Origin of the sequence: Blastopirellula sediminis, assembly GCF_020966755.1 — a bacterium.
In the GTDB taxonomy this organism is placed as follows: domain Bacteria; phylum Planctomycetota; class Planctomycetia; order Pirellulales; family Pirellulaceae; genus Blastopirellula; species Blastopirellula sediminis.
Window position 1 is genome coordinate 1,703,819 of record NZ_JAJKFT010000010.1, and the last position, 19,567, is coordinate 1,723,385.

At 59.2% G+C, this 19,567-nt stretch carries 17 protein-coding genes; 7 read left to right on the forward strand and 10 right to left on the reverse strand.

Annotated features, from left to right (window positions below):
• Positions 1-99 precede the first annotated feature (99 nt).
• Together LOC68_RS18610 and LOC68_RS18615 are read right to left on the reverse strand one after the other, a co-directional pair.
• Complete coding sequence (locus tag LOC68_RS18610) at positions 100-1,593, reverse strand: transglutaminase-like domain-containing protein (RefSeq protein WP_230221529.1); 1,494 nt, start codon at positions 1,591-1,593, stop codon at positions 100-102.
• Between the two features lie 143 nt (positions 1,594-1,736).
• Positions 1,737-2,741 (reverse strand): exonuclease/endonuclease/phosphatase family protein, encoded by a 1,005-nt coding sequence (locus tag LOC68_RS18615; protein ID WP_230221531.1) that lies wholly within the window; start codon positions 2,739-2,741, stop codon positions 1,737-1,739.
• A 184-nt stretch (positions 2,742-2,925) separates the two neighbouring features.
• Between LOC68_RS18615 and LOC68_RS18620 the strand changes: the two genes are divergently transcribed.
• Positions 2,926-4,197 carry a HEAT repeat domain-containing protein gene (locus tag LOC68_RS18620; protein ID WP_230221533.1) on the forward strand — a complete coding sequence of 424 codons (1,272 nt, stop codon included), beginning with the start codon at positions 2,926-2,928 and terminating at the stop codon, positions 4,195-4,197.
• A 250-nt stretch (positions 4,198-4,447) separates the two neighbouring features.
• Positions 4,448-4,834, forward strand: a complete 387-nt coding sequence (locus LOC68_RS18625) for a CoA-binding protein (protein WP_230221535.1) — start codon at positions 4,448-4,450, stop codon at positions 4,832-4,834.
• A gap of 14 nt (positions 4,835-4,848) precedes the next feature.
• Here LOC68_RS18625 and LOC68_RS18630 read toward each other — a convergent pair whose 3' ends face one another.
• The gene (locus tag LOC68_RS18630) at positions 4,849-5,565 is read right to left on the reverse strand and encodes a hypothetical protein (protein WP_230221536.1); all 717 of its coding nucleotides are present in this window, start codon (positions 5,563-5,565) and stop codon (positions 4,849-4,851) included.
• Entirely contained in the window at positions 5,540-5,902 is a 363-nt protein-coding gene (locus LOC68_RS18635) for a PadR family transcriptional regulator (RefSeq protein ID WP_230221538.1), read from the reverse strand. Before LOC68_RS18635 ends, LOC68_RS18630 begins: the two co-directional genes overlap by 26 nt.
• Before the next feature lie 126 nt (positions 5,903-6,028).
• Between LOC68_RS18635 and LOC68_RS18640 the strand changes: the two genes are divergently transcribed.
• Positions 6,029-6,691 carry an ankyrin repeat domain-containing protein gene (locus LOC68_RS18640; protein ID WP_230221540.1) on the forward strand — a complete coding sequence of 221 codons (663 nt, stop codon included), beginning with the start codon at positions 6,029-6,031 and terminating at the stop codon, positions 6,689-6,691.
• A gap of 51 nt (positions 6,692-6,742) precedes the next feature.
• Here LOC68_RS18640 and LOC68_RS18645 read toward each other — a convergent pair whose 3' ends face one another.
• Positions 6,743-7,210 (reverse strand): DUF2262 domain-containing protein, encoded by a 468-nt coding sequence (locus tag LOC68_RS18645; RefSeq protein ID WP_230221542.1) that lies wholly within the window; start codon positions 7,208-7,210, stop codon positions 6,743-6,745.
• A gap of 232 nt (positions 7,211-7,442) precedes the next feature.
• On the opposite strand from LOC68_RS18645, the gene LOC68_RS18650 reads away from it, so the two are divergent.
• Positions 7,443-8,468 (forward strand): nucleoside hydrolase, encoded by a 1,026-nt coding sequence (locus tag LOC68_RS18650; protein ID WP_230221544.1) that lies wholly within the window; start codon positions 7,443-7,445, stop codon positions 8,466-8,468.
• Positions 8,469-8,639: 171 nt separating this feature from the next.
• On the opposite strand, the gene LOC68_RS18655 is transcribed toward LOC68_RS18650, so the two are convergent.
• Entirely contained in the window at positions 8,640-9,125 is a 486-nt protein-coding gene (locus LOC68_RS18655; RefSeq protein WP_230221545.1) for a VOC family protein, read from the reverse strand.
• Positions 9,126-9,291: 166 nt separating this feature from the next.
• Between LOC68_RS18655 and LOC68_RS18660 the strand changes: the two genes are divergently transcribed.
• Complete coding sequence (locus LOC68_RS18660; protein ID WP_230221548.1) at positions 9,292-10,929, forward strand: phytoene desaturase family protein; 1,638 nt, start codon at positions 9,292-9,294, stop codon at positions 10,927-10,929.
• A 143-nt stretch (positions 10,930-11,072) separates the two neighbouring features.
• On the forward strand, positions 11,073-12,233 hold the full coding sequence (locus LOC68_RS18665; protein ID WP_230221549.1) for a hypothetical protein: 1,161 nt from the start codon (positions 11,073-11,075) through the stop codon (positions 12,231-12,233).
• A gap of 79 nt (positions 12,234-12,312) precedes the next feature.
• On the opposite strand, the gene LOC68_RS18670 is transcribed toward LOC68_RS18665, so the two are convergent.
• A complete protein-coding gene (locus LOC68_RS18670) occupies positions 12,313-13,362 on the reverse strand; it encodes a hypothetical protein (RefSeq protein ID WP_230221551.1) in 1,050 nt (349 codons plus the stop codon).
• Positions 13,363-13,553: 191 nt separating this feature from the next.
• Complete coding sequence (locus LOC68_RS18675) at positions 13,554-15,119, reverse strand: glycosyltransferase family 87 protein (RefSeq protein WP_230221553.1); 1,566 nt, start codon at positions 15,117-15,119, stop codon at positions 13,554-13,556.
• A gap of 408 nt (positions 15,120-15,527) precedes the next feature.
• Here LOC68_RS18675 and LOC68_RS18680 point away from each other — a divergent pair, with 408 nt between their 5' ends.
• The gene (locus tag LOC68_RS18680; protein ID WP_230221555.1) at positions 15,528-16,238 is read left to right on the forward strand and encodes a hypothetical protein; all 711 of its coding nucleotides are present in this window, start codon (positions 15,528-15,530) and stop codon (positions 16,236-16,238) included.
• A 210-nt stretch (positions 16,239-16,448) separates the two neighbouring features.
• Here LOC68_RS18680 and LOC68_RS18685 read toward each other — a convergent pair whose 3' ends face one another.
• The gene (locus LOC68_RS18685; RefSeq protein ID WP_230221557.1) at positions 16,449-17,897 is read right to left on the reverse strand and encodes a hypothetical protein; all 1,449 of its coding nucleotides are present in this window, start codon (positions 17,895-17,897) and stop codon (positions 16,449-16,451) included.
• 120 nt (positions 17,898-18,017) lie between these two features.
• A complete protein-coding gene (locus LOC68_RS18690; protein WP_230221558.1) occupies positions 18,018-19,451 on the reverse strand; it encodes a hypothetical protein in 1,434 nt (477 codons plus the stop codon).
• Positions 19,452-19,567: the final 116 nt, after the last annotated feature.

Genomic DNA, 19,567 nt, shown 5'->3' on the forward strand with positions numbered 1-19,567 from the left:
ACCGCGTCTTCGCGGGATAAGCATGTCTTCAATGCGTTTGGGTAGGGCGAAGCCATGCTTATCCCGCGAAGACGCGGCAAAAGCATGGCACCAATAGAGTTAGTCGGCCGCAGCGGTCTTCGTCGGCGTCGTCGGTTCGATTTCCTGGATCGTGAAATCGTAGGTGAACTTGTCGTAGTACAAGTTCACATCCCCCACTTCGTATTCGCCCCGCTGGAAGTCGATCGTATCGGACGGAGGCGCCAGTTTGGCCGGGGTGAGCGCTTGCGAGTGGTCGCAGTTGGCGGCCATGCGGTACGGCTCGAGCCCGCCGAAGTAGAAGTCGGCCACTTCCTGCCGTTCGCTGTCGGTCAGGTGGGTCATCTCTTGGTAGGCCGAAACGGCGCGGCAGACGTCGACCGGAACCCAGCCGTACGGCGCCAGGTAGATCTCGGACCAGTCATGAATGTTCAAGCGATTGGGGAAAAGGTTCCAGCCTGACTGCCAGCGAGCCGGAATGCCGTTGGCGCGGCAGAGGGCGATGAAGAGCATTCCTTCCTGCCCGCAGTCCCCATATTTGTGCTCGCGGCAATAATCGCTGAGATTGCGAATGGTGGAGTACTCAATCGCCAGGCTGTACTGGATGTTGTGCCCGATCCAGTCGTAGATCTTCCGGGCGGCGATCGCCGGGTTCTTTTCGTCGCCGACGATCTGCTGCGAAAGGGCGAGCAGCTCCGGCGTGAAATCGGTGTGGGGACCTTCCTGGGCGAAACGGGCGATCTCTTTGTTAGTGCGATTCAGCGGCGTGACGAGAGCGGGGTCGATCTCAAAGCGAATCGCGTCATGCTCGAAGGTAAAGTGCAGGTCGAACTTGGTCGGCTCGCCCGCTTGGGCGGTTTGCTCGAAGTAGGCGGATCGCATCGGACTGTCGCCGGGGGCAATTTCGAGCGGCGTCGGCGAACTGCCGATCAGGCGGAAGTCGCGCTGAAACGGAAACTCACGCGGAATCGGCAGCCAGGCTTTGATGAGGTCGCCGTCGGCCACGGCGTCGGCATGGACCGTGCCGGTGAAGCGAACGTCGAACTTTTTGGTCAGCACATAAGGACGCTGCTCCGCTTTGGCGGCGGCGCAGATCTGACGGCAGAGTTCGAGTTGAAAACGCTGGACCTCGGCCTCGTCGGCGGGACGAGTTCGGCGGTCATTGAGTTCTGGATGGCGGTAGAAAAGATTGCGGACGCTCCGCGCCATGAAGTAACGCGTGCCGTCGATCTTCCGTGAGTCGAAACGTCCCTGGTCGAGCCACTGGGCGAACTCTTCCGGCGTCGCCTCTTTGACTCCTTCCAGGACCTTCGCTTCCAGTTGGTCGCGAGTGAGGGTGTAGTCGCGGCGAATGCGATCAAGTCGGTCTCGTTCGTAGACGAGCGTGTAGCGCGTTTCGGGAGCGAGATCAGGCTGGGCAAGGGCCGCGTCGAGGATCTGCTCCGCCTTGCGAAACTCGCCGGTCAGCTCCAAGCGTTGCGCTTGTGAGAGGGGCGAGTCGTTAGCGACGCAAACTTGCACGGCGAAAGGAACCAACAAGAGACCAAAGACGATCCGCGGCAAAGCCGACACCATGGGCGTACCTTCGAAGGTGAAAAGGGGCCAAGGGAGAAGCGGCATGAAAGGCTGGCTGGAGGGCGTCTATTATCGTAACAGACGCGCAGCGGCGCAGACTCTCTTTATTGCGCAGAGATCTGTCGAATTCGCGCTCGCTTCGCTTAGCGGACGTCGCTCGGGACGGTCGCGACTTTGCCGGGGACGCCTCCCTCGTAGATGCTGAACTCGCCCCAGACCGGGAGGTGGTCGGAGATTTCGAGCGCCTCGTCGATCGACAAGTTGAACTCGCGGACGAAGTCGTGGACGCCGCCGCGGCCGGTGAACTCGCTGGTCGCCGGCAAGGTAAAGTAGAGATTGTCGTACGCCGCGGTGCCGCGGGTGTTGGTCATCATTCCGGTCACGGCCGGCGTCAAACCGGTGACGCTGCCGAGCTCGCCGAGGTTGCGCTCGTCGGTATTGAAATCGCCCAGCAGGATGACGTCGTCTTCGCCGCGACCGTCGCCGCGAACGGCACGCATCACGTCGTCCATCACGTTGATTTCGGAGGCGACTTCGTCCGGATCGGTATGGACCGCGACCAGGGTGAAGGTGAAGGCCTGATCGGGCTTCGGGCCGCGGACGCGGAACCAGGCGACCAGCGGTTCGCGATGAAGCGCATCGGCCGGGTCGTCGATCGTGTAGAGCTGCGAACGATCGATCTCGATGCTCGCGGTGTCATAGATAAACGCGTATTGCTCTTTGCTGTCGGTTCGGCCGAGACGGGGGCCGATGACGTAGTCATAGTGGCGCCCGGCGGCGTTGATTTGATCGATGAACTGCGGCAGGATCGACTGGTCGAGCGAACGGATTTCTTCGATCGCGACGACATCGTACTGACGGACGATCTGCGCGAGTCGGGCGACGACATGCGGTTTGTCCATCTTGCTGCGGCCGAAGACCTGGATGTTGAACGACGCGATCCGGACCGTTTCGCCGCCGCGAGCGATCGGTACGGTGCGGTTGCTGGCCAAGAGGGCGTTGCCGCCGCCTGACCCATCGGTCGACGCCGCTGCGTTGCGGGGGACCACTTTCAGCCCTTCGAGCCCTTCGACTCGATAGTTCTGAAAGAAGAACCAGCCGCCGCCACAGACGATCGCGACCAAGACTAGTCCGCTCGCTTTATTCACCGCTTGCTCCAGATGTGAAAATAGGCCGGTTCGGTAAAGTTGATCCGGCTACTGCACGGGTCAGGAAAGTCTGGGGAATTTCGCCCGGAAAAACGCAGACCGAGCATCTCCTTTTCGTTGTATCGACCAGCGGCTAGCTCTATCTTGGAGGTGCTATCGGGGCCTATTACGTGCGGGAGAATCGATGCGGTTTACCTGGTTGCTAGCGGCGGTATGCTGGACGCTGGCCATACAACCGGCATGGTCGGATCGGGTCGTCTTGGTGAGCGGCGGCAAAGTGACCGGCGACTTGGAAGAGACGCCGGGGGATAGCGACGCGCCGCGACGGATCGTCTCGCCGCAAGGGGTGCTCGAACTGGCGCCGGAAGTGATCGTCGACATCGAGCGCGAGCCGCCGGAGCTGATCGAGTATCGCGATCGAGCTCGCCGCGCTGCGATGACGCTGGTCGATCAGTGGAGCCTGATCGAGTGGTGCCGGCAGAATAGTCTGTACGACGAAGCGAACGCCCATTGCGAGCTGATCTTGAAGCTCGATCCAGAGCATCTACAGGCGCGGACGCTGCTCGGCTATCAAAAACGCAATGGCGAGTGGAAGCAGCGGGAAGACTACATGCAGTCGCGCGGTTTCATTCGCTACGACGGCCGTTGGCGAATGCACCAGCAAGTGCAGCTGCTGGAAGAGCGGAAGATGATTCGCGAAGCCCAAATCGATTGGTGGCTCAAGTTCAAACGTTGGCGCGAGTCGCTCGGCACGCCGCAAGAACGGGACAATCAGATCGACTTTTCGCAAGTCCGCGATCCGATGGCGATGACCGGTTTGATCCGGCTGCTCGGACGCGAAGATAACATTCGGCTGCAGCGGCTGTATGTCGAAACGTTGGGGAATCTTGATCACGGCGTGGCGCTCGGTTTTCTGATCGACCACTCGGTCTTTCAGAACAATCCCGAGCACCGCGAAATGTGCATGATCGAAGTGCTGAAGCATCGCCACCCGATGATGGTGGAGCTTTACGTCCGGTTCCTGGAAGATTACGACAACGCGATGGTCAATCGCGCCGCCGATTGTCTCGCGGCGCTCGACTATCCATCGGCGATCGTGCCGCTGGCCACCGCATTGCAAACGCGGCATAAAGTGCGAGAATTTCGGCAGTCGGCGGGAGAAAAACGGCCGCATGAGGTGAACCCCATCTTTCATTACTCGCAAATTCCGCCGAACGGTCGTTTCGACGTCGCAGGGCCGTCTCCTTCGTATCGTAAGAAGACGCTCGACGAGATTCTGGAATCGTCGCAAACGACTCACACCACCGGTTGGGCGAAGAACGAAAGCGTCTACTCGGCGCTGCGAACTCTGACCGACGGCTGTGATTTCGGGTACCATGTCGCCAACTGGAAAGCGTGGTACACGCAGCAACAATTGGCGGCGACCCCTGTCATCCAAGGCCGCCGCGGAGACTAACCGCCGGCTCCGCCCCGTTTTGAGAGGAATGGAACACGGAGGCCACGGCGAAGAGCACGGATAAACGCGGTAAGGAATAAGAAGCGGACAAAAGAGCGATCCCCGTTTTTCGTCGAGTTAGATGACGGCGAGAAATGCTCAAACGCTTCGCCCGAATCTCCTTTCTTACTGTGCTGTTCCGTGAATCCTCCGTGCCCTCCGCGTTCTGTTCTTTCTTTGCCCAATCGCACAAATCCCATAGCAGCCCAACATGTCGAAACCAACCGTCGCGATTCTCGGCGCGAGCAAAAACCGCAACAAGTACGGCAACAAATCAGTCCGAGCCCACCTGGCTCAAGGGTACGACGTCTACCCGATCAACCCGGCCGCCGACGAGATCGAAGGGCTGAAGGTGTACAAAAAGCTGGCTGACATCCCGGTCGAAAGGCTTGACCGGATCAGCATCTATCTCTCGCCCGCGGTCGGCCTGCAAATGCTGGAAGAAATCGCCGCCGTCGGAGCGAAAGAAGTTTTCTTTAACCCGGGCGCCGAAAGCGAAGAGCTGCTGGCGAAAGCCCGCGAGCTGGGGATCGATCCGATTCAGGCCTGCAGCATTGTGGACGTGGGGATGTCTCCGCGGGAGCTGGAAGAAGAGTAGAACGCCCAGGCTGCTTACGTTGCGATGCGCAAGTCGACCGACGGCGTTGTAGAAGAAGTTCGCCGGCTAGTCAGCCACGCGGCCGCCGCCAATGGGACGGCGAATTGGATGACGCGCGGGAAGGTGATATCGGACGGCCAGAAGGAGCCGGGGAGGCCGATCGTGACGCGTCCCATTTGCTCCTGCGTCTTACGCGTTCCTTCGGTCCAGAACGATCCGCAGAGGAGCGCGATGATGACGGCCGCCGTCATCGGCCAGCGTCGTTTTAATGCGTATCGCTGAGCCAGCCATGCGAAACAGGCGACCGTCATGACCGACGCCAGCAAAAGGCAGCCGATGAGATAGCCTTGCGCGACTACCGGCGCCCACGCCGACATTTCGTACTGTTCGATCGGCGCGAACGACAATAAGAATTCCAATAGCGTGGAGGAGCCGAGGTAGACGCCAACCACGAACAGCACAAACAAAAACGGCGGCAGCGCCCCGAAGGTCCACAGCGGATGCCGCACCGCAAACCTGCGCGAGCGGAATTCTTGCGCCGCTGATTCGGCGATCGCTGCGGGAGATCCAATCCGATCGGCGCTCCAGGAATGATCCTCGCCTATGCGATTCTCCCTGTCGTCCGTGACGTGATCCGACAACTCCTGCAACAAACGCGTGACGTAGCGTTTCGGTAGTCGTCGTTTTCGAAGTTCCTGCTTCAGCTCAGCGAGCCACTGTTGCTGGTCCATGCTCTCCTCCTTTGAGTGCGTGGTTGATCGCGTCGGTAATCCGCCGCCAGACGGAGATCGAATCTTCCAGTTTGGCGAGCCCCCGCGACGTCGTCTTGTAGACGATCCGCGTTCGGGCGCCGACCGCCTGCGATTTCGCCGAGAGGAGCTTCTCCGCTTCCAGCCGATGGAGAATCGGATAGACCGACCCTTCGCCGAACTCCAGCTCGTTCCCCGTCGCCAGCTTGATCGCACTGACTAGTTCGTATCCGTACATTGGGCGCTGCGACAAGAGCCGCAGGATTAACATTTCTGGAACGCCGTTCAGAAATGGGGGATTGCTCGTTCGTGACGCCATATTCGCTCCCTTACCTTGAAGTTCGAGGTTTATACCTGGAACTTCCAGGTAAAGAAAGAGGAGTTTTGTCCAGATATCATGAAGGGGTGTCGAAACGTGAACGGTTGGCTTTGTGGACGAATCGCCATGACCGATCAACCTCGCAATGATCTGTTGGTTCAAGCGGCCGGCGCCGGCGATCTGGAAACTGTTCGGCGACTCATCGAAGAGGGCGTGGATCCCAACAGCGTCGATGAGCATGGAATGGGGCCCCTCTTGAACTTCCATCCGGAAGTGACGCGTTATCTGCTGGAGCATGGCGCCGACCCTAACTTGCAGCGCAACGAGAATATCGCCCCGGTGATCCTGGGCGTTTGCGGAGATTTCGAGTGTCTGCGGCTCTTGGTCGAAGCAGGCGCCAACGTGAACCGTGCGAGCGAGTACAACGGCGAAACGGCGCTGCACGGCGTCGCTGGCGGCAGCGACGCCCGAGCGGTCCGGTTGTTGCTTGCGCGCGGCGCGAATCCCAATGCTCGCACGAAGCCAGGGATGAAGACGTATGCTCTGTGGCGGGATGCGCGCGTGCGGGGCGAAACGCCGCTTCACCGCGCTGCGGCGTGGGGAAGTCCCGAAGTGATTCAACTGCTCCTCGACGCCGGCGCCGATCCGACGATTCGGGACGCCAACCAAGACACGCCGCTTAGCTGGGCCAGTTGGCATCGGCGCGACAAGTCGGTCATCGACCAACTTGGGTACGAAGGCTCTGGAGTCGGGCCTGACTTTCCGCTGGAAGAGGACTGGAGCGAATGAGCGCGGGCGTGGCCACGGAAAGCGATGCCCCGACCTACTGTCGTCGAGAATCTAGCCGGCCAAATTAGCACTGGCGTCGCTCAGATCAATCCCATTCCGCGAGTTGACCAGGACGAAGTGTCCCAGGAACATGTCGTCTTCGTCGTAGTAAAACTCGACTTCTTGATCTCCGCTCACCGTGACCGAGTAGAGCAATAGTTTCTCTTGAAACTCGCTTTCCGAAAGTTGTGGCTTGGAGACGGTTTTAAACGTGCCGTCCTCTTGCTGCTCGTCATACTCGTTCCAAATATTGTTGTAGCTGTCGCGCAGTTCCCGCGTGGCGATTCGCTTCGCGACTTGGTCCAGCTCTGCGAGTCGACGGACGACGTTGGCGGCGAGCTCTAGCGTCGCCTCTAAGGGGGCGTCTCCTAGCGTCACCATCCCGATTTGGATCTCATAGGAGTCGTAGGGAATGGTCGCGACGGCGGCGTAAGGATCGCAGTCCCCAGTTTTCACTTCGCCAAGTATTTCGTGTTGCACGCGACGATTTCTCCAGTCGTTCTTTCTTCAACCGTACGCGAAAGCGGGAACTCGTCAGTTGATTGGGTAAATCAACAACTCTAGCCGGTTGGAATGGAACATTTCGCATTGTAGCCTGAGCGGCCGAAAACGTTGCGTAGGCTTTCAGGGATTGATTCCACCCCGTCGTCCATTATCGTGGACATAGCGAAATTGCCCCCCGCTCAGCACCTCATGCCCCGGTAGAAACAAGATGCATCGCCCCCGCCTTCTTCTGTTGATGTTGATTTGCGTTCCGTTCGCCTTTGTCGCTAACGCCCACGCCGCAAAACCAATCCCCGTCATCTTTGACACCGACATCTCCGGCGACGTGGATGACGTGTTGGCCCTCGCCATGTTGCATGCGCTGGCCGATCGGCAGGAGTGTGAGATCAAGGCGGTGACGATCTCGAAGGTGAATCCCCTCACGGCGCCGTTTGTCGATGCGGTCAACGCGTTTTATGGGCGTGGCGAGATTCCGATTGGGGTGACGCGGGACGCGCAGAAGCGTGAGAGTAAGTATTTGCAGTTGGTGAAGACCAAGGATGGCGGCGAGTTTCGTTATCCGCATGACCTGCTTTCAAGCGACGACGCGCCCGATGCCGTGACGGTGCTGCGGAAGACGTTAGCGGCGGCGGAGGACAAATCGGTCGTGTTGATTCAAGTTGGGCTGGCGGCGAACTTGGCCGACCTGGTCGAATCGCCGGCCGATGAGGTGAGCCCGCTGAGCGGTGAAGAGTTGATTCGCCGGAAGGTGAAGTTCACGTCGATCATGGCCGGCGCCTTTTCGCCGGTGAAGGGGAACGCGCATTACCTGGAAGCGAACGTCTACAACGGCGTCGGCTCGATGCAGCGGTTTGCGGCGAAGTGGCCGCATGACTCGCCGGTGATCTGGAGCGACTTTTTGATTGGCCTGGCCGCTCCCTATCCGCGGGAAAGCGTCGCCCGGGACTTTGGGTACGTGCCGCATCACATCGTGCGAGAAGCGTATTTATTGCATAGCGGCCCGAACCATGATCGACCGACCTGGGATCTGACCAGCGTCCTCTACGCGGTTCGCCCCGACGATCACTATTTCGGACTCTCGGAGCCGGGGCTCGTTTCAGTCGACGACGACGGCTTCACGCGGTTCCAGCCTCAGGCCGACGGGCGCGATCGCTATTTGACGATGGATGGGAAGCAGACGATTCGCGTTATCGAAACGCAGCGCTCGCTCGTCAGTCAGCCGCCGCTGAAGTAGTCCAGATGCTGGGTGCCATGGCCACGGCTTTGCGTGGCCATGATTGTGCACGAGATTTAATCTAGAGGTTCGTCCAAACGAAGAATTGGAACGTCCCAAGGAAGCGACCGGATTGGAATTGGCGACCGTATTCATGGCCACGCAAGGCCGTGGCCATGGCACCCGATGTCTTTAACCGGCCATTGCCGCTTCGATCGTGGCGATGTCGATCTTCGTCATCGTCATCATCGCTTCGAAGGCCCGTTTGGCGACGGCCGGATCGGGATTGCTGATCGCCGACATCAGCATCGCGGGGGTGATTTGCCAGGAGATGCCCCACTTGTCGACGCACCAGCCGCAGGCGATTTCTTTGCCGCCGTGACTGATGATCGCGTCCCAGTAGCAATCGGTTTCGGCCTGATCTTCGGTCGAAACTTGGAACGAGAAGGCGTCGGTATGGGCATGGCCGGGGCCGCCGTTCAGACCGATGCAGGGAATCCCCAGCACCGTGAACTGGACGACCAGCACGTTTCCCTGCTGCCCGGAGGGATAGTCGCCGGGAGCGCGGGTGACGCCGTCGACCGACGAGTCAGGAAAGGTCTCGGCATAAAAGTTCGCCGCTTCTTCGGCGGCGCCGTCGTACCACAGGCAGATCGTGTTTTTCGCTGGTTTCGACATGTGCGTTTCCCTTTCCGTTTGCGAGTGAAGTCCGGCAGAAAGCAGCATAGCGGCGCGGTGAACGGTAAACGAGATGGCGCCGCTCGCGTTCCGCTATAATTAGAGAAGACGCGGGCGCTGCGGCGCCAACAGAATCGCCTTAGCACGACATAGCGGCGAGAACGGCATGAACTTCGGAACGTCGTATAAGCAGAATCCGATCAACGGCAGCTACGACGTGATCGTCATCGGCTCGGGGATTGGCGGGCTCGGCGCGGCGGCGCTGCTCGCCAAGCATGGCGGCAAGCGGGTGCTGGTTCTCGAACGGCACTATACCGCCGGCGGTTTTACCCATACGTTTCGCCGGCCTGGGTACGAGTGGGACGTTGGCGTTCACTACATCGGCGATATTTTCGACCTCGATGCGCCGCTGCGGACGCTGCTCGACGACGTGACCGACGCCCAGCTCGAGTGGGCCGACATGGGAGAGGTCTACGACCGGATCATCATCGGCGACCAGACATACGACTTCGTCAAAGGTCGCGAAAACTTCCGGCAGCGGCTGCACGATTATTTTCCGAACGAGCGTACCGCAATCGATCGCTACTTGCAGGAAGTCGACGCGACCTCCGATCGGGCCAGAATGTTCTTCGCTGAGAAAGCGCTGCCGGTCTTTCTGTCGCGGCTGGTCGGCGGCTTGATGCGTTGGCCGCTCCTCAGGAAAGCGAAGCGGACGACGCTCGAAACCCTTTCGTCGCTCACCAGCGACAAGCAGCTAATCGGCGTGCTGACGGGGCAGTTTGGCGACTACGGCTTGCCTCCGGGGCAGAGCAGCTTTTTCATTCACGCGATGATCGCGAAGCATTATCTGGAAGGCGCCGCTTATCCCGTGGGAGGCGCGTCTCGTTTCGCCGCAACGATGTTGCCGGTGATCGAACAGCGGGGCGGAGCAGTTTACACCAACGCCGAGGTTGGCCGCATCCTGGTCGAAAACGATCGAGCCGTCGGCGTCGAACTGGCCGACGGAAACCAGTTGCGAGCTCCTTGGGTCGTCAGCGACGCCGGGGCGCTGAATACATTTCAGCGTTTGTTGCCGCCGGAGACGAGCGCCGCGCCGCACTGTCAGCGTCTCTTGCGTCATCAATCGGAATCGCCAGCCCACATCTCCCTCTACATCGGCTTGCGGGAGACGGCCGAGCAGCTTGGTTTGTCGAAGCCGAATCTATGGGTCTATCGCGACTACGATCACGACCGCAACTTCGCGCGGATTCAAGCAGATCCGAACGCGCCGCTGCCGGTCGCCTATATCTCGTTCCCTTCGGCGAAAGATCCTGACTTTGAACAGCGTTATCCTGGCCGGGCTACGATCGAAGTGATCAGCGTCGCCCCTTACGCCTGGTTCGCGCCTTGGGCTTCCGATCCCTGGAAGAAGCGGGGCGACGAATACGAAGCGCTGAAGGAGCAGCTGACTGGGAAATTGCTGGAACAGCTCTACGCTTGCTGTCCGCAGGTGGAAGGGAGGATCGACTACGCCGAGCTGTCGACGCCGTTGTCGACCGAACACTTCATGGGACATCCACATGGAATGATCTATGGGCTGGCCGCGACGCCGGCACGCTTTGCCGAGCGTTGGCTCCGCCCGCAAACGCCGCTCCGCAATTTGTACCTGACCGGGACTGACATCTGCACGCTGGGAATCGCCGGGGCGCTGTTCGGCGGCTTTTTGACGGCGTCGGCGATTCTAGGCAAGAACCTAATGCCGGCCGTGGCCAAGGGGGCGAAGCGGGCGCAGGCTCGGAAAACAAAGGGCGCCGCGACAGGCTGACATCGCGTTGTTCCGGTCATAGCGATCGCAACGTCGCCGTCGATTCGCGTTGTTTTGACGATTATCGTTTGGCGGGGCAACGGTGACCTATATTGAAGGGTTTGATCGAGAGTCTCCCCGTCCATGCCTAGACGCTCGCGACCATGCGAAAGAAGAAGTCGAAAACCATCGATCGCGCCGCCAAGAACGTTGGCGCCGGCAAAAGCGTCGAGCAGGCGAAGCCCGACGTAGGGACGCCTGGCGCTGCGGCTAAGCCGGAAGTTCAATCGAATTCGGTCGAGTACGTCAACATTGGCTTGATGCTGCTCGCGCTCGCGATCGCCGCGGTCGTGCCGTTTGAATTGTTTCTGATTTCGTATGCGGTGCTTGGTCCGCTGCATTATCTGACCGAGATTTCGTGGCTGCACGATCGCAAGTACTTCACGCCGCGGAAGGCCGACTGGGCGCTGCTGGTCGGGTGCGGTTTGCTGGCGACGCTTGGAAATGGAAACGTATTGGGGGAACAAGGGGTCGCATGGCTCGATCAGATTTCGATCGGCAGTTCGACCCTCTATCAAATCCTCAACTCGCACTACGCCGACGTCCTCTTCTTCGCCCTGGGCATGGCGGTCGTCTTCGTCGTGGCGCGGCAAACGTCACTGCGGCTGTTCGGTCTAGCCGTCGTGCTGGTTTGCGCGTTTTTCTTTAACGTCAATACGGCAAGTCCCGCGGCCAGTGCGTATTACAAACTGTTTGGCGTTTACCTGCCGACGCTGATTCACGTGTTTGTCTTCACCGGCGCGTTTATCTTCGCCGGCGCTTTGAAACGAAACAGCAAGGCAGGCTTCCTGTCGTTCGCGGTGTTTTTGGGTTGCGGAGCGGCGGCGATCTGGCTGCCGAATCTGGCCGGGGCTCCGCCGACCGAGGCGCCGGCCGTCTTTTGGCGGGGCTTTCAAGAGCTTTCGCTGAATAGCCTGAACGACCTGCTGCGGCTGCCGACCGAAGCGATCGTCGGTACGAATCTCTTTACTGGCGATGTCGTCCTGCGGCTCGTCCGCTTCCTGGCGTTCGCCTACACCTACCACTACCTGAACTGGTTCTCGAAGACGCAGATCATCGGCTGGCACGAAGTGCCGAAGACCCGCTTGGCGGTGATCGTGATCGCCTGGCTTGCGTCGATGGGACTCTACGCGGTCAACTACGACCTGGGACTGCGATGGCTCTTTCTGCTGAGCCTGACGCATGTGCTGCTGGAGTTCCCGCTCAACTTCCAGTGCTTCAAGGATATCGGGATCTCGTTACGGCGGCGACTGGCGCCGGCTTAAGTGGCGTTGTGCTGGGAAAGTTTCGCCACGTAAAGGCCTCGCCAACATCGACGTAGAAGGCTCCGTCTCGACTTTCTGACTAAGGGCTCCCGTATTTGGAGCGAGTCGAGGCGTTGAATTTTTGCAGGGCTTCGTCGCACGTGTGGTTTTCGAACTCGTAGTTCCACGGTTCGATGTATCGCATGCCGAGTTCTTCCGCCTGCTTGAAAACGGCGGCGTAGTCGCCGTTCGGGAAGCGGTCTTGCTGGTCGGAGCGGCCGATGACCTGGCCGTAGAGATCTCCTTGGTAGCCTTTCAAAACGGCGATCAACGCGCCCTGGTAATTCGTTTTTCCTGAGATCCACCACATGCCGATACCGACCCGGTTTTCGTAAGCGGGCTTTTGGAACTCGCTAATCAAACGGGAGGGGATCGCAGTGCTGCGGAAGAGTTCATGGACTTCAAAAGCGACCGCCTTTTCAGGAAAAGCCTTCAGCACGCTTTGCGTCGTCTCGGCCGACGCTTGAAGCCAAATGTCGCCGAATTTCTGTTCGGCCGCTTTGTCGCGAGGGTTGATGCCGGCCGCCTGGAAGAGCGTTTCGGGGGGGACGCCGTTGAAGTGACCTTCGGTTCCATTGCTGGTCATCTGCGGTACGTAGATGAGCTTCAGTCGCTCATCTTTTCCGTATTTGTCTCCTACGGCTTGGAGCATTTCTTTCAGACGTTTTTGAACGACCGGATCCCAGTACTTGGGCATCTGAACCGGGTTGCCGCGGAAGCTCATCGCGAAGGTTTCGACGTGAAGATCAGAGACGAGCCAACTGGGAGAAAGGGAGAGGGGCCGGCGCGGACCGCGAGCAGTATTGTCCTGCCTTTCCGTGGACGTCCAGCCGCCATGGATGGCGAGGGTCCAGTTCATGCCGGGTTTGAGAAGTCGAACCTGTTGTTCGATTGGGGCGAAGTCGAACCGCCCAGGCTTCGGTTCAATCTCGGACCAAGCGACGCGGACGAGTCCTCCTTGCATCTGTTTGTTTTCGACGGCGCGGGGAGTGATTTTACTCGCGTAGGCGCCGGTCGGCTTTTCGACCTCTTTGCCGAAGGAGGTTACGGCGAACAAGAGGAGCAGTGTGAGCGTGCATGGAGTTTTCATGGTGGTTTAAATCCCGAAATGGGGGAAAAGTTTCGGGACTCTATGGGTTTAACCCAGATTATTCGCGGCCGGTCCTTACCTGACGCTGAGAAAACCTCAGCGCGTGGATCGACCGTCGGACGCCCACGGAGACTGAGAGAGGTGACGCCGGACGCGGATGAATCGGCGGCCGCCGCATTTGCCGATACCGGCTACGCCGCCTTCTTCTCTTCCTTCGCGACCGTCACGCGACGCGGCAGCCAACCTTCTCCGATTACATGCAATGCGACGCGGTCTTCCAGGTTCGGGCGGAAAACGGTCAGCAAGAGGAGCGGCATGTACCAGGCCAGGTACGTCGTGCCGTCGTTGGCGTGCCAGAACTGGGCGGCCAGCATGATGGCGGCGCTGCAGCTGAGCATCGTGCCGAGGTTCTTTTGGGCCGGCCAGAAAGCCAACCCGCAGGCGCAGATCACGAACGCCACCAGGATCGGGATTCGGAAGTCGTTCGAGTAGATGAAGTAATTCCAGAAGCCAGTGAAGCCTTCGCTACGCGGGCTCCAAAGACCGAACATCGCGCTGAACTGGTTGAGGAACGTCGTGACGTTCGGGGCGACGATCGCCAGCGTCAGGACCAGCAGAACCAGCATCGCGGTGACGCCGAGGGCGAAGCGGACGACGCCCCGTTGCCAATAGAAGCTGACCCAAAGCGGCAGTAAAAAGAGCGGGTAGTAAACGGTGCCGATCGCCAGGCCGAGGAAAATGCCGGCCCACGTGGGACGTCGGTAACAGAGGATCGCCCAGACTAGCAGGGCGCCCGGAAGGACGTGATCGACGCGACCGGTGTAGAGGGCGGTGTAGGGGAGCAGCAAGTACAGGAACGCGGCGCCGATCCCCATCGAGAGGTTTTCAAAGTGGCGGTAACCGATCAGCACCACGCCGACCAGCATCGCCAGGTTCGAGAGGATCGCGACCAGCTTGGTCAGGATGACGATGATCCGCTGGCTCCTCGCTTCTTCGTCCGTGGTAGGTTCGGCCTGAGCGAACTGCGACGTCGGAATCCGCGGCAGGAAGCTGAGCAGGCGGTAGCCAGGCCCGAAGTGCCGCAGCGACTTTTCGACTTCGGCCGAATCGCCGCTCGCCATCATGATCTCAGCGGCCCGAATCCCGCGGACGTCCGCTTCGCTGGGACGACCGACGATGATGTTGGAAATCAAAAAGGTGAAGAGGGCGATGCTCATGAACATCATCGCGCCGACGGTCACATTCGGTTCCAAGAGGGGACGGCGAACCATCGTCGGATCGATGAAGAGTCGCACCACGATCAGCCCGCTGAGACAGAAGAGCCAGATGTAGCCGTACTTCTCCAGTTGGCGACCAAGTTCCCGCGCCTTGATGCGGGCCTCTTCCTGTTGATCGAAATCGGAAGGTTGCTCGGGCAGCGGAACGACTTCGGCCAGTTCCGGTTCGGCGTCAGGCTCCAGGTCGAACGAGTCCGATAGTTCGGCCGACGGGGTGACCGGCAGTTTCGCGTTGGGATCGTCTGGCGACGCGTCAGGATTGACGAGCGCGATCACCGCTTGCGACGATTCCAAGATTTGCTGTTGGCCGAAGTGGACCATCAACATTCCGGGCGCGAGCAGAATGATCAAAAAGATGTCGAGGTTGCGAACGCTCCACACCCGATTGAACTTAAAGTACAGACCAATCGCCAGCAGCGACGCGACATAAGCCCACGTCGAGGGATTGATGCTTTCGTACTGAAAGAGGATCTCACGCATTGTTGCTTTCTGCGTGAGTGGAGACGCACTTGCGCATATTGGGACCGCCGCTTCGCGATTGCGGAGGCTTCCATGTTGGGTTGGGGAATCGAGTCAATCTATTCAGCATATTGGTTTTTACGCTGGTTGCAAGAACGAACGGCCCTGCCGGCTGACGGAAACGATGCCGTAAGCTGTTATTAAAATTGGGCTTGCGCAAACAAGGCGAGCTATGCGGCCGTCGCACGTCCCAGACGAGATATCGCGGAGAAGCGACCCAAAAAACTGCACCAATGGGGGCTTTGCACGCCGTCGCATCAGAAAAGCTTCATGATCCGAATGCGCTGGTCTGTGACCATTCTTCATCATTCCCAACTAGCCTGATGCGGTATTGCGCCAAAATTGGGCCCGGTGAAAAAGGCGGCGGGAATGTCGGACGAAGAGCGGATTCGCTTCAAATGCGAAGCCTGCAATCAGACGCTTAAAGCGAAAGCGAAGCACGCTGGTCGTAGCTTCGCTTGTCCGCATTGTAGCGCCAAGATCCGCGTACCGAAGCTCGATGGCGAACAAGCAGCCGCCGACGACAGCGGTTTGCCGGTCGATTCGCAGCCGCCGGCGGGTGAATCGAAATCGGCCGCCAACGTGAAAAGCGCGAAACCGAAGTCGCGCGATCGCTCGACCGTCATCTTGAAGAAGGGACCGCTGGCCAAAGAGAAGCAGAAGCGGGCCGCCCGCAAGTTGGGCGTCGATTTTGACCCGGACGTCAGCGAACGGGAGCTGGAGCAACTGATCCAGTGGGCCAAGCAAAACCGGAAAGAGCGAATCAAGGAAGCGACCGACAAGTTCCAAGCGATCGTCAGCGAGATTACGCCGATCGAATGGATGGAAGAAATGGTGGTCCGCCGCTATTCGGGACTGCTCGTCTTGTTCGACGAAGACGAAATGGAAGGGAATGCCGAGAAGGCGGCCCAGGCCAAGCCGCGACTTTTCACGACCGAGGACTTGTCTCCCGAAACGATCGAGCGACTACTGGAGCAACTGCCGCAACTATTCATCCGCGACGAGAACGGACAGTTTACGGTGCGCGAGAATACGCTGGCGACGTATCACTTCGATGATGATGACGAAGAAGAGGATTAACCCGTTTGGTCCGCTATGCGAACCAAACGTCGCCGCTGCTCTCGACACTAACCCGAGGCGCAAGCCGAGGGAAAGCGGTTGAAAATCAAGAAGTGCCAAGCGTGCGTTTGCGGCTCGAACTGTTTGACTTTCTCTTCTGAAGCGTCCACGCACATTCCCTCGGCTTGCGCCTCGGGTTAGTGTCACATCACTTCGTGCTAGAAAGACGCTTTACGTCCGCGTATCCGCCGGGAGCGGGATCTTGAATTCGCGCAGCAACTCCTCCAGCGCCGTGCGCTGGGCGTCGCCGGCCGATAGCGAATACAACGTTCTAAGCCGCGTGGTGAGATGTCGCCACAACACCTCATGTTCTTGACATGAGTAGCAGCAGCGGGTTAGCAACTCGATCATCGACTCCAACTCGTGCGGAGCAGCGGAGGGGAGCTTTTGTTCGATCAGGTCGATTCCTGCATCGCATATGCTGCGCTTGTCATGCAGTTCTGAGTTCATGAACGTCCCCAGGCCGTCCCAGTAACCGGTCAGCAGATCTTCGTTTTGCTCACGAAGCGGAACATGATCACGATAGAGCTGCAGGATTTCAGCGTTCAGCGCTTTGTCTTCTCCCGAATGCAGCCAAGAGGCGTACCGCAAGGCTGGCGTCCGGCGCTCAACGACGGAGCTATCGGCCAGCTCGACCAGGATCTTGAGGATGTCGCGGCGGCGGGGCGTCGATTCGTCCTCATAGAACGAGGAGAGCATCTCGGTCAGTTCGTCTCCCCGCAGAACCGGGGACGAATCGGGCGGAAGTGGAGAAAACTTGCGGAGCCGCGCGCAGTGGGCTTGATGACACCGCTCCACTTCCGCGTCCGCCAGATCCAAGTCGTCCAGCTCATCGGTGGCGTAAACGTACGCGGCTGGAATCGTCTCGGGAGTTTCCAGCAGTTGCATTAGCGCTTCGCGATAGCGCTCAGGCGTCGACTTCGATCGAAAGCGACCATAGGCCTGTTCATCGGCGTCGCTCCCACGGAAGAGCGAGGGGGAAAGAGCGTTCATGCACCAGACGGCGTAATACGGATCGGGGTCGTCAAAGCCGGCGTAGAACAAGTCGGTCGCTCGCCACGAGTTGGCCAGTTCGTAAAGCCCTTTTACCCGGTCGACCCGTTCGATTTCGTTGGGGAGAGGAATGCCGACGAACAGATGGCGCCAATTTCCTTCGTCGTCTTGCGTTAAATTGGCGAAGACGCGATCGCCGACCTGCGGCGGCTGGCGAAAACGGTTGTCATAGAATTCTTCACCGATGGCGACGTCATCCAGCACCACCGTCTCCGGCGCCTTACCGCGGCCGAAGAGAGGACGATTCAGTTTCAAGTGCAGGCGATAGACGTTGGGATAGATAACGCGCGAGCCGAAGCAAAGGGGGATCTCAGTTCGCACTCTCCCCAGAAACTCGACTTCGATCAGCTCCGCGTCGACCCAGACGTCGTCGCTGGTTAATAGACCGGCGAATTCGTCAGCCGACACGTCGATGATCGTATCATCGTCTTGCAGCAGAGGAGAGAAGCCAAAACCGCACCCGCAACCAAACTGCGCTCTTACCGGCGAAGCGACCAACACGAACGGGATCGCAAGAACCAGAACCGCCAGAGTACACAAGCTACGGCGTCGATCGCTTCGCGGCATGATCGGTCTCCCAGGAAAGTGAACACGCTCGCCGCCAACGGAAGTTGACGGTCCAGGGAACTTTCGTGCAGTTTATCGCTTGGGGGAGATTCTGGCCAATATTTGGAGCGAATTCGAAAACTACGTCGCCCGATCGTTTGCTGGGGAGATTTGCAAACGCAGGAGCATCTTTTCCAGGCTGTCGCGTTGATCGGGGGTAGTGGCCAGCGCGGGGAGTCCTTGAAGCCAGCCTGATAGTTGATTCCATGCCGTCGTGTGGCGCCGACAGTCTTCTGCGTAACGGGCCAGGCAGTCGGTAATCACTCGCATTTCGCCGGCGTTGGCGGCCGGCAATTCTCGCTCGAAGGCTTCGAGCCCAGCGTCGTATATGCGGTTATGACGAACCGCCTGGCTGTGCATGCAGTTTTTCAGCCCGGTCCAGTACTCGTAAACGAGGGAGTAGTTCCGGCGGTCGCACGGCCGATGATCACGATAGATGCCAAGAATCTCGTCATTCAGCGTTTCGTTCTCTTCGGAATAAAGAGAGCTGGCCGATCGGAAAGCGATCGCTTGTTGGACGGCTGATTGGCTGGCGGCGCATTTGGAGAGAATCTGCAAGATGTCGCGGCGGCGCTCGTCGGTTTCGTTGTAATAAGCGTATTCGCATAAAACGGCGAAGAACGCACCACGATTTTCCTCCAGGGAATCTCGAGAGCGGGAAAGATACTTCTGCAGTCGCCAGCAATTCGCCTGGTGAAACTGATCCGCTTCGTCGGTCGACGCGCCGATCCGTTTCAGCGACAAGGTCGCCTGCAAGTAACAGCTATCGGAGGTCTCCGGCATTTCCAGAACCTGGAGCAGCCTGGTGCGAAGCAGCGGAAGCGGAGCGTGCGACCAGATGCGAGAATACGCCTTTTCCAGTTCGTACGACGTTTCCCCTTCGACGCGCGTCAGCGCGTGGATGCACCAGAGGGCGAAATCGACGTCGGAGTCGCCGCAGCCGGCGAGCATCTCGTGGGCGACTTGCGGGTAGTCGGTCGAGTCGATCAGGCATTTCATACGATCGATGCGACGGCGCTCGGTCTCTTGCGGAATCTCCATTTCGTCGCTCGACCATTCGCCTGTTTTGTCACGCAATAGACGAGCGAACACTTGATCGCCTGATTTAGGAGGACGGCAGACCCCTTCGACCCAGCGACCTCCGCCGCCGAGATTGACTTCTTTCAACAGGAGCGACTCTATCGGGACCTCGGCGCCAAAGAGCTTCCGGCGGACTTGCAGCCGAATGCGATAGAGAGAACTGGCTCCAAGGTTGCCGCCAAAGCCCTGACGAGCAGGGATCTTGCGAATCAGTTCCGCCTCGACCACTTCTCCTTCGACCCACGCGGAGTCTTGGTCTGGGATGGTCGCTCCAAAGAATTCATCCGCAACGTCGATTACCGGGCTTGGGGAAGGGACGGGAAAGACGTTGGGAAATTGAGCATGCGCTGCGGAGATCACCAGAAAACTTGCGCCGATACCAATAAGCGACGCCAGACGAAGCGGCATTCGGTTAGTGGCGTGGCCATGTTCCATTGGGAACAATTTTCCTCCGAGCAAAACGAAAACGTTCGCCGCTCGCGGCAAGCGAGTCATTTTCGTAGTTTACCGCTTCTGACCGGTTGGGGCTAACGTTGGGCGGAAGTCGCCGA